10 protein-coding genes are annotated in these 13840 nt (G+C 70.9%); 4 read left to right on the forward strand and 6 right to left on the reverse strand.

Going from position 1 to position 13840, the window contains the following annotated elements:
• Positions 1-104 precede the first annotated feature (104 nt).
• A complete protein-coding gene (locus tag N4G63_RS05340; protein ID WP_314599426.1) occupies positions 105-1028 on the forward strand; it encodes an SGNH/GDSL hydrolase family protein in 924 nt (307 codons plus the stop codon).
• Positions 1029-1089: 61 nt separating this feature from the next.
• On the opposite strand, the gene N4G63_RS05345 is transcribed toward N4G63_RS05340, so the two are convergent.
• From N4G63_RS05345 to N4G63_RS05365, 5 genes are all read right to left on the reverse strand, one after another.
• Positions 1090-2130: a recombination-associated protein RdgC gene (locus N4G63_RS05345; RefSeq protein WP_314599427.1), complete on the reverse strand. Its 1041-nt coding sequence runs from the start codon at positions 2128-2130 to the stop codon at positions 1090-1092.
• An 85-nt stretch (positions 2131-2215) separates the two neighbouring features.
• Positions 2216-3796: an alkyl hydroperoxide reductase subunit F gene (ahpF, locus tag N4G63_RS05350; protein ID WP_260785730.1), complete on the reverse strand. Its 1581-nt coding sequence runs from the start codon at positions 3794-3796 to the stop codon at positions 2216-2218.
• Between the two features lie 164 nt (positions 3797-3960).
• On the reverse strand, positions 3961-4536 hold the full coding sequence (ahpC, locus tag N4G63_RS05355) for an alkyl hydroperoxide reductase subunit C (RefSeq protein WP_314599730.1): 576 nt from the start codon (positions 4534-4536) through the stop codon (positions 3961-3963).
• Between the two features lie 310 nt (positions 4537-4846).
• Positions 4847-5308, reverse strand: coding sequence for a PaaI family thioesterase (locus N4G63_RS05360; RefSeq protein ID WP_260785729.1), 462 nt, complete (start codon positions 5306-5308; stop codon positions 4847-4849).
• Positions 5305-5967 (reverse strand): transglutaminase-like domain-containing protein, encoded by a 663-nt coding sequence (locus N4G63_RS05365; protein WP_260785728.1) that lies wholly within the window; start codon positions 5965-5967, stop codon positions 5305-5307. The genes N4G63_RS05360 and N4G63_RS05365 overlap by 4 nt, the downstream gene beginning before the upstream one ends.
• Positions 5968-6304: 337 nt before the next feature.
• Here N4G63_RS05365 and N4G63_RS05370 point away from each other — a divergent pair, with 337 nt between their 5' ends.
• On the forward strand, positions 6305-7657 hold the full coding sequence (locus tag N4G63_RS05370) for an MATE family efflux transporter (RefSeq protein WP_260785727.1): 1353 nt from the start codon (positions 6305-6307) through the stop codon (positions 7655-7657).
• Between the two features lies 1 nt (position 7658).
• Here the strand turns inward: N4G63_RS05370 and N4G63_RS05375 are convergent, their stop codons facing one another.
• On the reverse strand, positions 7659-8339 hold the full coding sequence (locus tag N4G63_RS05375) for a nitroreductase (protein WP_314599428.1): 681 nt from the start codon (positions 8337-8339) through the stop codon (positions 7659-7661).
• 349 nt (positions 8340-8688) lie between these two features.
• Between N4G63_RS05375 and N4G63_RS05380 the strand changes: the two genes are divergently transcribed.
• Positions 8689-10926: a S8 family serine peptidase gene (locus N4G63_RS05380; RefSeq protein ID WP_260785726.1), complete on the forward strand. Its 2238-nt coding sequence runs from the start codon at positions 8689-8691 to the stop codon at positions 10924-10926.
• A gap of 137 nt (positions 10927-11063) precedes the next feature.
• A complete protein-coding gene (locus N4G63_RS05385; RefSeq protein ID WP_260785725.1) occupies positions 11064-13799 on the forward strand; it encodes a putative bifunctional diguanylate cyclase/phosphodiesterase in 2736 nt (911 codons plus the stop codon).
• The last annotated feature ends 41 nt before the right edge of the window (positions 13800-13840 follow it).

Consider the following 13840-nt stretch of genomic DNA (forward strand, 5'->3'; position numbering starts at 1 on the left):
CGCCGCCCCCGTGATCAAGGGGGGGACTGGGGGTGATCGGGATGGGCTTGGGCATGGGCGGGCCTCATGCTGTGCGGCATTCATTGCCAAGGAGCACACCCACCATGCCGCATCGCTTTCAAGCACGTTCCGTCGCAGCCGCCGTGCTGCTCTGCCTGGCCGCAGCCACGCCGTCGGTTCACGCGTTTTCGGGTTTGGTGGTGGTGGGCGACAGCCTGTCGGATGACGGCAACCTGTACGCCCTGACCGGCGGCACCTTCCCGCCGCCGCCGTACTACCAGGGCCGCTTCGCCGATGGGCCGGTGGCGGTTGAACACCTGGCCGCGGGCCTGGGCACCACCGGCGCAGCCTTCACCAACCTGGCGATCGCCGGCGCCCGGACCGGCGCCGACGGCAATGGCGGCGCCGGCACCGGCATGCTCAGCCAGCTGGCGGGCTTCCAGGCCTCGCTGGGCGGTGGCGCGGCCGATTCGGGCGCGCTGTACTTTGTGTGGGGCGGCGCCAACGACCTGCGTGGCGGCGTGTCCATCGACACCGCGGTGGCCAACCTCAAGAGCATCGTCAGCTCGCTGCACGACCTGGGCGCACGCGAGTTCCTGCTGCCCAACCTGCCCGACCTGGGCCTGACGCCCGAAGGCCGGGCCTCGGGCGCCGTGGGCGCGGCCATGGCCACCGACGCGTCGGAGCTGTTCAACAGCAAGCTGGCCACGGCCTATGCCGAACTGGCGCTGAGCTGGAGCGACGAGACCTTCTACTTCTTTGACGCCATGTCGGCGCAGCGCGCCATCACCGATGGCTCGCCGCTCAACGGCTTCACCAACGTCACGCAGAGCTGCATTTCGCTCGGCGCGGGCTGCACGCCGGCCAGCTTCCTGTACTGGGACGGCATCCACCCGACGACTGCCGCGCACCAGATCCTGGGCGCCCAGATGCTGGCGGCCGTGCCCGAGCCGGCCACGGTGCTGACCATGGCGCTGGGCGTGCTGGCCCTGCTGGGCCATGCGGCCCGTCGCCGTCGCCAGGCCTGATCTCGCGCAGGTGGTGCCACCCGGGCCAGCAGGCCCCGGGGCACCGGATTCAACGGCGGCTTCAGGCCGCCGTTTCGTTTTCCCAGGGCGGAATGTCGCTGGCCGGGGGCCTGGTGCTGCCGCCGCCTGCTGACGCCGGTGCGGGTGCCTGTGCCGCGGCAGGCGCTGCGGCGCTGGCCGGCGTGGCGGTGCCGGCTGCCGGCTCGCCCAGCGCCTGTTCACCGCCCAGCGCGTCCAGCAGGTCGCCGATCATCGGCAGCAGTTCGCCGGTGCTGATGGCCGCGTCGGCGTCGAAGTTCTCGTCGCGGCTGGCGCCGGGCTGCTTCTCGAACACGCCGTCCTCGAAGCCGATGCGCTTGACCTGCAGGCCCTCGGTCAGCACGAAGCTGACGCGGCCGTTCCAGGTCAGTGCCAGGCGGGTGGGCTGCTTGCCGGCGGCGATGTGCTCGCGGATCTCCACGATCTCCAGCGTGTGGCGGGCGTAGCGCACCGCGGGCTTCTCGCCCTCGGCGGCCTTGAGCTCGCAGTCGCGGTCGATGGTGAAGCCGGCCGGCGCCTCGCCGCTGACCAGCCATTCGGCCATGGCCGCCGCCGGCGACACCGCAGTATTGATCGGCCGTGCCGCAAAGCCCGGCAGGGCCTCGGTGAGGGCGGTGAGCACCTCGTCGGCCTTGCTCTGGCTGCCGCAATCCACCGCCAGCAGGCGCTCGGCCGGGGCGATCCACACGCGCACGCTGCCGCGCTTGGTGAAGGCCTGGGGCAGCAGCTCGAGCATGGCCTGGTCCTTCAGGTCCTGCTTGGCCTTGCGGCCGGGCTTGCGGCCGGTTTCCAGCTCGATCTTGGCGGCCAGCGCATCCACCTGGCGCTTGATCACCGAGCCGGGCACCAGCTTGCGCTCGACCATCAGGCTCATCAGCCAGTGGCCGGCCACCGATTCCACCAGCGGCGCATGGGCGTCGCCGCGCGGGCTGGTCCAGCCCAGCGCCATCGGCTGGGTGGCGCCGCATTCGGCAAAGCGCGCCTTGCCCAGCGCGGCGTCGAGGTCGACAAAGTCCACCGTCCACTCGGGGACGATGCGGTAGATCAGCAGGTTCTTGAACACGGAAGGGGCTTTGGGGATGCGGGCGGAAACCCGGCATCCTACCCGCCCGCGGCCGCTTGACAGGTGGCCCGGGAAGCCACCCGTTTCAGCCGGCCGAGGCCGCCGGTGCCGGCGTGCGGATCAGGTGGTCAAAGGCGCTCAGTGCGGCCTTGGCGCCCTCGCCGGTGGCGATGATGATCTGCTTGTAGGGCACGGTGGTGACGTCGCCGGCGGCAAAGATGCCCGGCACGCTGGTGTGGCACTTGGCGTCGACCACGATCTCGCCAAAGCGGCTCAGCTCCACCGTGCCCTTGATGAACTCGGTGTTGGGCACCAGGCCGATCTGCACGAACACGCCGGCCAGGTCGAGCAGGTGCTCGGCGCCCGAGACGCGGTCCTTGTACTTCAGGCCGTTCATCTTCTGGCCGTCGCCGGTCACCTCGGTGGTCTGCGCATTCACATGGATCGTGACGTTGGGCAGGCTCTTGAGCTTGTCCACCAGCACCTGGTCGGCCTTGAGCTGATCGGCAAACTCGAGCAGGGTGACGCTCCTGACCACGCCGGCCAGGTCGATCGCCGCTTCCACGCCCGAGTTGCCGCCGCCGATCACCGCCACGTCCTTGCCCTTGAACAGCGGGCCGTCGCAGTGCGGGCAGTAGGCCACGCCCTTGGTGCGGTACTCGTGCTCGCCGGGCACGTTCATGTTGCGCCAGCGCGCGCCGGTGGCCAGGATCACGGTGCGGGCCTTCAGCGTGGCGCCGTTGTCCAGTGTCACCGTGGCGTGGCCACCGGGCATGGCCGCCGGGTCGACCTTGGCCACGCGCTGCAGCGTGATGATGTCCACGCCGTAGTGGCGCACATGGGCTTCCAGCGCGGCGGCGAACTTGGGGCCCTCGGTCTCGAGCACCGAGATGAAGTTCTCGATGCCCAGCGTGTCCATGGTCTGGCCGCCAAAGCGCTCGGCCACGATGCCGGTGCGGATGCCCTTGCGCGCCGCGTACACCGCGGCCGCGGCGCCAGCCGGGCCGCCGCCGATGATCAGCACCTCGTAGGGCGCCTTCTCGCTGATCTTGGCGGCCTCGCGCCGGGCGGCGCCGGTGTCGATCCTGGCCAGGATCTCGCCCACCTCCATGCGGCCGTTGCCGAAGGCCGCGCCGTTGAGCACCACGCTGGGCACGGCCATGATCTGCTTGGCCTCGACCTCGTCCTGGAACAGGCCGCCGTCGATGGCCACGGCGCGGATGCGCGGGTTGAACACCGCCAGCAGGTTCATGGCCTGCACCACGTCGGGGCAGTTGTGGCAGGTCAGGCTCATGTAGGTCTCGAAGGTGAAATCACCGTCGAGGGCCTTGATCTGCTCGAGCACCTCGGGCTCCACCTTGGGCGGGTGGCCGCCAGCCCACAGCAGCGCCAGCACCAGAGAGGTGAACTCGTGGCCCATGGGCACGGCGGCAAAGTGCACGCCCATGTCCTGGCCCACGCGGGTGATCTGGAAGCTGGGCCGGCGCGCGAAGCTGCCGTCGAAGCGGGTGCTGATCTTGGCCGGGGCGATGGCCGCGATCTCGCTGATCAGCTCGCGGATCTCGGCCGCGCCGGCGCTGTCATCGAGGCTGGCGATCAGCTCGATGGGCTGGCTGATGCGCTCGAAGTAGGCGGCGAGCTGCGCTTGGGTGTTGCTGTCGAGCATGGTGCGGTCCTTTCGCGGATGTTCAGGCGTGGGCCATCCGGCCCCGTTGAAAACCTCCGTGCAGCGGCACCGCAGGAAGCTTTCAGCAGGGCCTGAAGCAGGGTTCAGGCGGGGGGAGTGGGGCAGGCCGCCGGCCCGCCCCGCTCGGGATCATCGAAAGATGATCAGATCTTGCCGACCAGATCCAGGCTGGGCGCCAGGGTCTTGGCGCCTTCCTTCCACTTGGCCGGGCACACCTGGCCGGGGTTGGCGGCGGTGTACTGGGCGGCCTTGAGCTTGCGCAGGGTTTCCGAGACGTCGCGGGCGATCTCGTTGCTGTGCACTTCGGCGGTCTTGATCAGGCCTTCGGGGTTGATCACGAAGGTGCCACGCAGCGCCAGGCCTTCTTCGGGGATGTGCACGCCGAAGGCGTTGGTCAGCACGTGGGTGGGGTCGCCCACCAGCGGGAACTTGGCCTTGCCCACGGCCGGGCTGGTTTCGTGCCACACCTTGTGCGAGAAATGCGTGTCGGTGGTGACGATGTAGACCTCGGCGCCGGCGGCCTGGAAGGCGGCGTAGTTGTCGGCGGCGTCTTCGATTTCCGTCGGGCAGTTGAAGGTGAAGGCGGCCGGCATGAAGATCAGCACGGACCACTTGCCCTTCAGGCTGGCTTCGGTGACCTCGATGAACTCGCCCTTGCCGGCGCGGTTGACGAAGGCGGTGGTCTTGAACGGCTGGACGGGGGTGTTGATCAGCGACAGCGACATGTCGAATCCTTGTGTGGGTGGGTTGCGTCGATCGATGCGACAGGCGGAATCTTATGTGCGTTGCAGCATTGACTTGTTTGATTGAGCCAATGTTGATCATTGGGTCTGGCTATTTGGTGGGTTGCTGCTTGGGTTGCTGCTTGGGTTGCTGGTGATTGCGTGCCGCGATCGAGCCAGCCGAGCGGCGGACGGGCCTGCGGGGGGGGCATGGAGTCAGCCGGCCACCCGGTGGCCTTGGCCTCGCGCCGGCTTTGGCAAGCCAAAACCGGGGACATCAAGCGGTCAGTCGACCTGTGTCTGAGCTTCAGCCGCCCTCGTCGCCAGTGAGCACAAACGCCTTGCCGATCTTGAAAATCCCGCTCATGCGCACCGCCGGCACGCCGTCGGCCGTGATGAGGCCCTGGGCGAACACCAGGCTGTGCGTGCTGCGCAGCACCTGGGCCTCGCCCTGCACCCAGCAGCCCAGCGGCGCCGGGGCCAGGTAGTCGAGCGTGAGGTTGATGGTGGGCAGGAACTTGTGGCCCACCTCGGGTGCCTTGCGGTGGATGGACAGCGGCAGCACCATGTCGCAGAAGCTGGCCAGCCAGCCGCCGTGGCAGTTGTTCATCGGGTTGCAGTGGCGCGGCTCGACCCGAAAGCCCATCAACACCAGATCGGCACCGGCCTGCCCGGGCCGAGGCTCGTGGCGCATGTACAGCGGGCCGTTGTTGGCGATGAAGCCGCTGGGCATGGGCAGCGGCACAAAGCCTTCGGGGATGGCGCTCATTGCGCCGCGGCCCCGGTTTCGCGGGCCACGTCGGCCAGAAAATCGCCGCCGGTGTCGTGCAGGCCGGGGTAGTGGCGGTCAAAGTCGGCCCGCATGGCCGCCAGTGGCACATCGTTGAAGCAGCCGCGCTGGGCCAGGTATTCCATGTGGCGCCGGCCCTCGCGGTCGCAGGGGTGGTAGATCGAGTCGGCCACGCCATCAAACTCGAGCGGCAGCAGGCCGAAGCGCTCGCACAGCGACAGGTTGAAGGCCGGCGTGGCCTTGCGCCAGGCGCCATCGAGCCAGATCTCGGTGTAGCCATGCCAGTAGAAGACATCGGTCTGCATGCGCTGGCGCATGCGCTCGGTGCTGAGGTGGTTGCGCACGTCGGCAAAGCCCAGCCGCGCCGGAATGCCGGCGGCTCGGCACACGGCGGCCAGCGCCGTGGCCTTGGGCACGCACCAGCCCAGGCCGTGGCGGATGGCGGTGCTGGCCTTCATGCCGGCGGGCGTGAGCTTGATCTGGTAGGGGTCGTAGCGCAGGCCGTCGCGCACCGCCAGGTACAGCGCCACCGCGCGCTCGCGCGCCGTGGCGCCGTGGCCATGCTGGCGGGCAAAGGCCTGCACCTCGGGATGCTCGCTGTCGACCATGATGGTCGGGGCCAGGCTGTGGTTGTCCATCGGGGTCTCCAGGGCGGTTTTGTGCGGCACAGTTTGGCGGCTGCCAGGCGCCGGCCCTGTCACCGTGGCGCCAGCACCATCGGCCTGGCCCTCATGGCGGCAGGGCACAATCTGACAGCGCTTTCAAAACCTGGCCGCATGGCCATCGCCGCCCGGCAGGGCGCAGCCCGGAGACCTGCTTGACACCGTGCCCATTCGACTGCGACCACCGCCGTGACCGGCCGCTTGGGCGCCCAGCGTCGCCGGCCTGCACACGGCGGCTTGAGTCGCCGGTCGGCACACGGCGGCCCGGCCGCCCGGCGGGCGTGCGGTGAACAGCACGCCGTCGCGCAGTTTCATGGCCCGGCCGCGCCTGCTGCCGCTGGCCGGTCCGCTGTTTGCCGAGCTGCTGCTGGGCATCGCCGTGGGCGTGGTGGGCACGGTGCTGGCGGCGCGCCTGGGCGACCGGCATGGCGCGGCCTTTGCACTGGCCAACCAGGTGCTGGCCATGCTGTTCATCTTTTTTCGCGTGGTCGGCGCGGGCGTGGGGGTGGTGGTGTCTCAGGCCCTGGGCGGCCGCCGGCGCGACGAGGCCGACCGCGTGGCCCGCGCCACGCTGGGCGCAGCCACCTGGATCGGCGGCCTGGGCGCCTTGGGCGCGCTGCTGGGGGCCGCGCCGCTGCTGCGGCTGATGAATGCACCGCCCGAGGTGCTGCCGCTGGCCACCACCTTTTTGCAGACCCTGGCGCCCGCCGTGCTGCTGGACGCCTGGAACGCCACCCAGGCCAGCGTGCTGCGCTCGCACCTGCAGGCCCGGCCCACGCTGCGGGTGATCGTCACCACGCAGCTGCTGCACCTGGGCCTGGCCTGGGTGGCCATGTCCGAGGCCAGCTGGGGCTGGGGCCTGGGCCTGCCGGGCTTTGCGCTGGCCCTGCTGGCCGGCCGGGTGCTGGGCCTGGTGCTGCTGCGCCAGCTGTGGCAGCAGCGCCTGGGGCTGAGCACCGTGCTGGCCGACTGGTGGCGCCTGCCGCGCCAGACGCTGGCCCCGGTGCTGCACATCGGCCTGCCCGGCGCGGCCGAGAACATCGCCTGGCGCATGGCCTTCATGGTCAGCGTGGCGGTGGTGGGCAGCATGGGCACCACGGCGGTGGCCACCCAGGCCTACACCATGCAGGTGATGCATCTGCTGCTGCTCACCGGCCTGGCCACCGGCCTGTCGGCCGAGATCGTGGTGGGCCATCTGGTCGGGGCAGGGCGCCTGCACGAGGCGCACCGCCTGGTCAGGCAGGCCATGGGCGTGGGCCTGCTGGTCAGCGGCGGCGCGGCGGTGCTGGCGGCGCTGGCCGGGCCGCAGCTGCTGCGCGGCTTCACCGACGACGCGGCCATCGTGCGCACCGGTGCCGCGCTGCTGTGGATCACGCCGCTGCTCGAAACCGGCCGCACCTTCAACCTGGTGCTGGTGAACGCGCTGCGCGCGGCGGGCGATGCGCGCTACCCGGTGCTGGCCGGCGCCGCCAGCTTTGCGCTGGTGCTGGCCGGCGGCAGCTGGCTGCTGGGCAGCCACCTCGGGCTGGGCCTGATGGGGGTGTGGATCGCCTATGCGGCCGACGAGTGGATCCGCGGTCTGCTGATGTGGCGGCGCTGGGCCGGCCACGGCTGGGTGCCGCATGCGCGCCGTGCGCACCGCCGGCTGCGGCACGCCCGGGCCTGACTCACAGGCCGTGGAAGCTGGCGAACTCGGCCAGCGGCGCGCGTTGGGCCAGCACCGCGTTCACCGGATGCTCGGGGTTGCGGTAGCCGATGGCCATGCCGGTGAACAGCATGCGCTCGGCCGGCAGGCCCAGAAACCCGCCCACCGTCTTCGGGTAGACCGACCAGGCCTCCTGGGCGCAGCTGTCCACGCCTTCTGACTGCAGCAGCAGCATCACGCTTTGCAGGTACATGCCCAGGTCGCTCCACTGCGGCGGGCCCATGCGGCGGTCCACGCTGCAAAACAGCAGCAGCGGCGCACCAAAGCCCTCGTAGTTGCGGGCAAACCAGCGCAGCCGCGCCGCGCGGTCGTCGCGCGGGATGCCGAGCGCGGCGTACATGTCCTCGCCGATCTGGAAGCGCCGGTCGCGGTAGGGCGACACCAGCTCCTTCGGGTAGATGCCGTACTCGGGCTGCTCCACCTGCTGGCCGGCCGCGGCGGCGGCCTGCACCGCCTTCACGCGCGCCAGCAGGTCCTGCAGCGGCGCACCGGCCACCACATCGATGTGCCAGGGCTGCAGATTGCCGCCCGAGGGTGAGCGCGCCGCCGTGGCCAGCACCTTGCGGATCAGTTCGCCGGGCACCGGCCGGGGCAGAAAGTCGCGGATCGAACGGCGCGCAGCGAGGGCGTCGGCCACATGCATGGGGGTCTCCAATGAATCTGAAGCGGGGCCGGCCACCTTAGCGCATGCCGTGCGCCGGGGCCGCTCGGCGGCCGCAAGGCCGGCCGCCAGCCAGTGCGCGCAAGACAGCCGAGCAAGACTGGCGCCGCGCAATGCATTCGCCGTGACGGCCATCACGACGGCCAGGCTCAAGTCGACGCCCGATCGGCCGAGCCCGCTTGCACGCTGTTGCTGACGTGACATCTGCACGACGAATTGCACACGCGCCGGCGCGGCATCCCCCCCATTCAGGCGGGGTCTTGATCATGATGCGAGCCGTTGGCGCTGAGCGGCCCCCGCACACAAGCGCCCCAGCCAAAAGGACTGCAAGATGGGCTTTCTGACCCCATTCATCGTGTTGATCGAGCGCCGCCTGCTGCGGCCCGTGGTGCTGCTGCTGGCCGCATCGCTGGCCCTGGTGTCGGGGCTGGGCGTGCACGCCGGCGGGCAGACCAAGCACCGCAAGCTGGCGCGCGACCTCGAGGTGGCCGCCGCCTCGCCGATGCAGCCGGGCCACCGCTGGGTGCGCCAGCACAACGGCCAGCGCATGGTTGACGCGCTGATCGTCGGCGAGGGCGCCGACCCCGAGTTCCGCAGCCTGCGCCGTTTCATCGAGCGCATTGGCGGCACGGTGCACGCGCGTTTCGCGTCGATCAACGCGCTGTCGGTCACGGTGCCCTCGCGCAGCCTGAAGGCGCTGGACGAGCGCGATGACGTGGCCTCGGTCTCGCCCAACCGCGCCACCCGCCGCGCGGTGAGCACGCTCGAGCTGGTGAGTGGCGCGTCCAGCGCGGCGGTGCGCAGCTACAGCGGCAGTTCGGCCAACTACAGCGGCCTGGATGGCAGCGGCATCGGCATTGCGGTGCTCGATTCCGGGGTGATGGCCTCGCACGAGAGCTTTGTGAACACCGCCGGCGCCAGGCGCGTGGTGCGCCAGGTGAGCCTGGTGGGCAAGGCCAGCGCCGCGGCGGCGGTGAGCGGCTTTGCGCCGGGCAGCGTCGAGCGCATGGCCTTCGAGAGCTCGATCACCGTCAATGCCAGCCTCGACTACGACCCCTACGGCCACGGCTCGCACGTGGCCGCGGTGGCCGCGGCACGCCGCAACAACGGCCCGACCGACACCGCCGGCGTGGCGCCGGGCGCCTCGATCATCGATGTGCGGGTGCTGGCCAGCGATGGCTCGGGCACCGTGGCCGATCTGCTGGCCGGCATCGACTGGGTGATCCACAACGCCCGCAACCACAACATCCGGGTGATGAACCTGAGCCTGGCGGCCAGTTCCACCGAGTCGTGGCAGACCGATCCGCTGGCCCGCGCGGTGCGCAGTGCCGCTGCCGCCGGCATCACCGTGGTCACCGCCGCCGGCAACTTCGGCCAGGCCAGCGGCAGCACCACCTACGGCACGGTGGGCTCGCCGGGGCTCGACCCGTCGGTGATCACCGTGGGCTCGTCGCACATGCAGTCCACCAACGCGCGTGGCGACGACACGGTCAACGGCTTCAGCTCGCGCGGGCCGACCCGCGGCGCGATGGTCGACACCAATGGCGTGCGCTACCCCGACAACCTGATCAAGCCCGACCTGGTGGCGCCGGGCAACCGCATCGTGGCCATCGGCGCCACCTCGGAGGCCGGCGCCTGGAATCTGCTGGCCCGCACCTACCCGGCGCTGGTCAGCGGCCTGGGCACGCAGGCGGTCAAGCGCTCGGCCATGCTGCTCAGCGGCACCTCGGTGGCGGCGCCGGTGGTCAGCGGTGCGGCGGCCGTGCTGCTGCAGGCCAACCCGGGCCTGACCCCGCCGATGATCAAGGCCATCCTGCAGTACACCGCCCAGCCGCTGCCCAACGCCAGCCTGGTGGATCAGGGCGCCGGCATGCTCAACCTGGAGGGCGCGGTGCGCCTGGCCAGGGCGTTGCGCACCGACACGCTCGACCGCCTGGCGGCCGGCACGCTGAGCGCAGGCACGGCCATCAACGCCACCGCCTTGCCGCTGCCGCAGTCCACCATCAACGGCCAGACCTTTGCCTGGTCGCAGTTCGTGATCATGGCCGGCCGCCAGGTGCTGGCCGGCAGCGACCTGTTCACCAAGTGGCAGCCGATCTACGACCCGCGGCTGGCCTGGGGCGGCAAGACCGTGCGCCGCCAGACCGTGAGCTACTGGCCCGAACCGGCCGGCACCGCCTACCACCGCTATGTGCCGCGCAGCTTCAGCGATGGCCTGGCCACCAGCGGCACGCTGGTTACCCCCGGCGTGCGCAGCATCACCGCGCTGGCCGGCGCCAGCTCGAAAAACGGCAAGACCGGCGTCTTCATGCCCAGCAACACGCTGGCCGGCTGGGTGGGCAGCGGCAGCGGCGTGCCACTGGCCTCGGGCGTGGTGCTCAGCGAGGGCGTGGTGCTGAGCGAAGGCGTGGTGCTCAGCGAGGGCGTGGTGCTCAGTGAAGGCGTGGTGCTGAGCGAAGGCGTGGTGCTGAGCGAGGGCGTGGTGCTGAGCGAAGGCGTGGTGCTGAGCGAGACCACCGCCGGCACGGTGCGTGCGTCGTCGACGCCCAGCCCGGAAGGCGAACTCTGACATTTGCCACGGCAGCGCCCGAGGCAGCCACTCCGCGCTCAAGCCAGGCCCGCCCGTGGCCGACAACCCTGGCAGAGCGTCCTTGCGCTGCTGGCCGATTCTCGGCACGGCAGGCCTGCGGCGGCGCTGGTACTCTGATGCCCACACCCCAGCCCGATCCCCCCACTGAGGCGCAGAACCCCTGGCGCTGGTTGCATGCGGCGCTGATGCCCGACTACAACCCGCGCGCCACGGCCTACTGGTGGAGCGTGCTGACGCTGGGCAGCCTGGCGCTGGGCCTGGCCGTGGCCGGCCTGGCCGGCGTGGGCCCGGGCGTGCTGCTGCAGGTGGGCGTGGGCTGTGCCATCGCCATGTTGGCGGGGCTGTTTCCGGTGCGCATCCCGGGTTCGCGCAACTCGTTTGCCGCCGGCGAGCTGTTCATCATGCTGCTGCTGCTGCTGCACGGGCCGGCAGCGGCCGCGCTGGCCGCGGCCGGCGAGGCCCTGGTGGGTGCCACCCGCACCAGCAAGCGCTGGACCAGCCGCCTGATCAGCCCGGCCACCGCCTGCCTGTCGATGATGCTCACCGGCTCGGCCTTCCAGGCCGCCACCGACGCGCTGGGCACCCGCAGCGCGGTGGCCGAGGCGCTGGTGCTGCTGCTGGCCATGACCGCCGCCATCGGGCACTTTCTGCTCAACACCTCGCTGATCTCGCTGGTGCCGCAGCTCAAGCGCAACGAGCCGCTGCGCTGGAACCAGTTTGTGCAGAACTTCGGCTGGGTGGGCACCACCTACGCGGCCAGCGCGCTGCTGGCGGGCCTGCTGTACCTGGTGTTCAAGGCCTCGGGCGTGGGCGTGATGGCGGCCGCGGTGCCGATCATCATCGCGCTGCTGGTGATGCTGCACTACCACTTCCGCCAGCGCGAAAGCGACGAGAAGGCGCATGCGCAGCGCATCGAGGCCGCCGAGCGCGAGGCCGCCCAGTCGGCGCGCCACCTGCAGCAGCTGCGCGAGAGCGAGCGGCGCTTTCACAGCGCGTTTTCGCATGCCGCCATCGGCATGGCCCTGGTCTCGGCCGATGGCCGGGTGCTGCAGGCCAACCCGGCGCTGGCCCAGCTGCTGGGCTGTGGCGACGACGACCTGACCAGCCGCGACTTCAAGCGCCATGTGCACCGCGACGACCTGCCGCTGCTCGAACGCCAGTGGCGCGGCCTGGTCGAGGCCGGCGCGGCGCGGCAGCAGGCCGACGGGCCCGACCCCGACACCGGGCCTGAGGCCGAGATCGAGGTCGACGCCGCCGCCGTGGAGCTGCGCTGCCTGCGTGCCGACGGCAGCGCGGTGACGGTGGCCGTGCACAGCGGCCACTTTGCCGACCGCCATGCCAGCGAGCCCTGCCTGATCCTGCAGGTGCAGGACATCAGCGCACGCCGCGAGGCCGAGGCCAAGCTGCAGCACATTGCCTACCACGATGGCCTCACCTCGCTGGCCAACCGCATCCGCTTCGGCGACTGCCTGGCCCAGGCCATCGCGCGCAGCAAGCGCGATGCCGGCTACGGCTTCGCGGTGATGTACCTCGACTTCGATCGCTTCAAGCTGATCAACGACACGCTGGGCCACAGCGCCGGCGACCGCTTTCTGACGATGGTGGCGCAGCGCATCCGCGAGGCGGTGCGCCCGGGCGACACGGTGGGCCGGCTGGGCGGCGACGAGTTCGCCATCCTGATCGACGGCATGGCCGACGAGGCGCCCACGCTGGCCATGGCCGACCGGCTGCAGCGCATGCTGGCCGAGCCCTACCTGGTGGATGGCACCGAGGTCAACAGCAGCGCCAGCATCGGCATCACGTTCAGCACCGTGGGCTACGACACGCCCGGCGACGTGCTGCGTGACGCCGACATCGCGATGTATCGCGCCAAGTCGGCCGGGCGTGCGCGCACCGCCTTGTTCGACGCCAGCCTGCGTGCACAGCTGGCCGCCCAGGTGAACCTCGAGCGCGATCTGCGCCGCGCCATCGAGCAGGCCCAGCTGGCACTGGCCTTCCAGCCGATCTACGACCTGTCCACCGGCCGCATCGACAGCTTCGAGGCCCTGGTGCGCTGGGACCATCCCGAGCTGGGCGCGGTGCCGCCGGCCACCTTCATCCCGATCGCCGAGGACGCGGCGATGATCTCTCCGCTGACCGACTGGGTGCTGGCCAGCGCCTGCCAGCGCCTGCGCGAGTTCCAGCGGCTGCAGGGGCAGGGCGCGCGGCCGCGCCTGCATGTCAATGTCTCGGGCACCGACATGTGCCGCGGCAACTTCGTGTCGCGCGTGTCCACCGCGCTGCTGGCCAACGGGCTCGAACCCGGCCAGCTGACACTGGAGATCACCGAAAGCACGCTGATGCACCGGCTGGACGCCGCGCTGCAGGTGATGGCGCAGTTGCGCGAGATCGGCGTGGGCCTGTCGGTGGACGACTTCGGCACCGGCTACTCGTCGCTGTCGTACCTGTCGACGCTGCCGATCACCAGCCTGAAGATCGACCGCTCCTTCGTGCAGCGCCTGAACGCCGACGCCAAGGACGCCGAGGTGGTGCGCGCCGTGCTCACGCTGGGCCATGCGCTGGGCAAGACGGTGATCGCCGAGGGCATCGAGACGCCCGAGCAGCTGGCCCAGCTGCGCCGCATGGGCTGCCAGTTCGGCCAGGGCTACCTGCTGGCCCGCCCGCTGACGCCCGAGATGGCCGCCGCCGTGGTGCAGGCCGACCGCCTGCGCGACGCCCTGGGCGCGACCGAGGCCCCGCGCCCGGACGCCAACGGCGCCACCAGCGCCACCAGCGCCACCAGCGCCACGCCCGCAGCGGCCGAGCCCGATACCGGCACGCCGGGCCCGCACGCCCCGCTGGCGCTGCACTGAGGCCCGCACCCTGGGGCTTTCCCCGTGATGCACGGGGCCGA

The organism is Aquabacterium sp. OR-4 (assembly GCF_025290835.2).
GTDB lineage: Bacteria > Pseudomonadota > Gammaproteobacteria > Burkholderiales > Burkholderiaceae_C > Pseudaquabacterium.

Coding starts and splice junctions, on each gene's coding strand:
- N4G63_RS05380 (WP_260785726.1), top strand. CDS start 8,689: ATGGGCTTTCTGACCCCATTCATCGTGTTGATCGAGCGCCGCCTGCTG.
- N4G63_RS05375 (WP_314599428.1), bottom strand. CDS start 8,339: ATGCATGTGGCCGACGCCCTCGCTGCGCGCCGTTCGATCCGCGACTTT.
- N4G63_RS05340 (WP_314599426.1), top strand. CDS start 105: ATGCCGCATCGCTTTCAAGCACGTTCCGTCGCAGCCGCCGTGCTGCTC.
- N4G63_RS05385 (WP_260785725.1), top strand. CDS start 11,064: ATGCCCACACCCCAGCCCGATCCCCCCACTGAGGCGCAGAACCCCTGG.
- N4G63_RS05370 (WP_260785727.1), top strand. CDS start 6,305: ATGGCCCGGCCGCGCCTGCTGCCGCTGGCCGGTCCGCTGTTTGCCGAG.
- ahpF (WP_260785730.1), bottom strand. CDS start 3,796: ATGCTCGACAGCAACACCCAAGCGCAGCTCGCCGCCTACTTCGAGCGC.
- N4G63_RS05365 (WP_260785728.1), bottom strand. CDS start 5,967: ATGGACAACCACAGCCTGGCCCCGACCATCATGGTCGACAGCGAGCAT.
- N4G63_RS05360 (WP_260785729.1), bottom strand. CDS start 5,308: ATGAGCGCCATCCCCGAAGGCTTTGTGCCGCTGCCCATGCCCAGCGGC.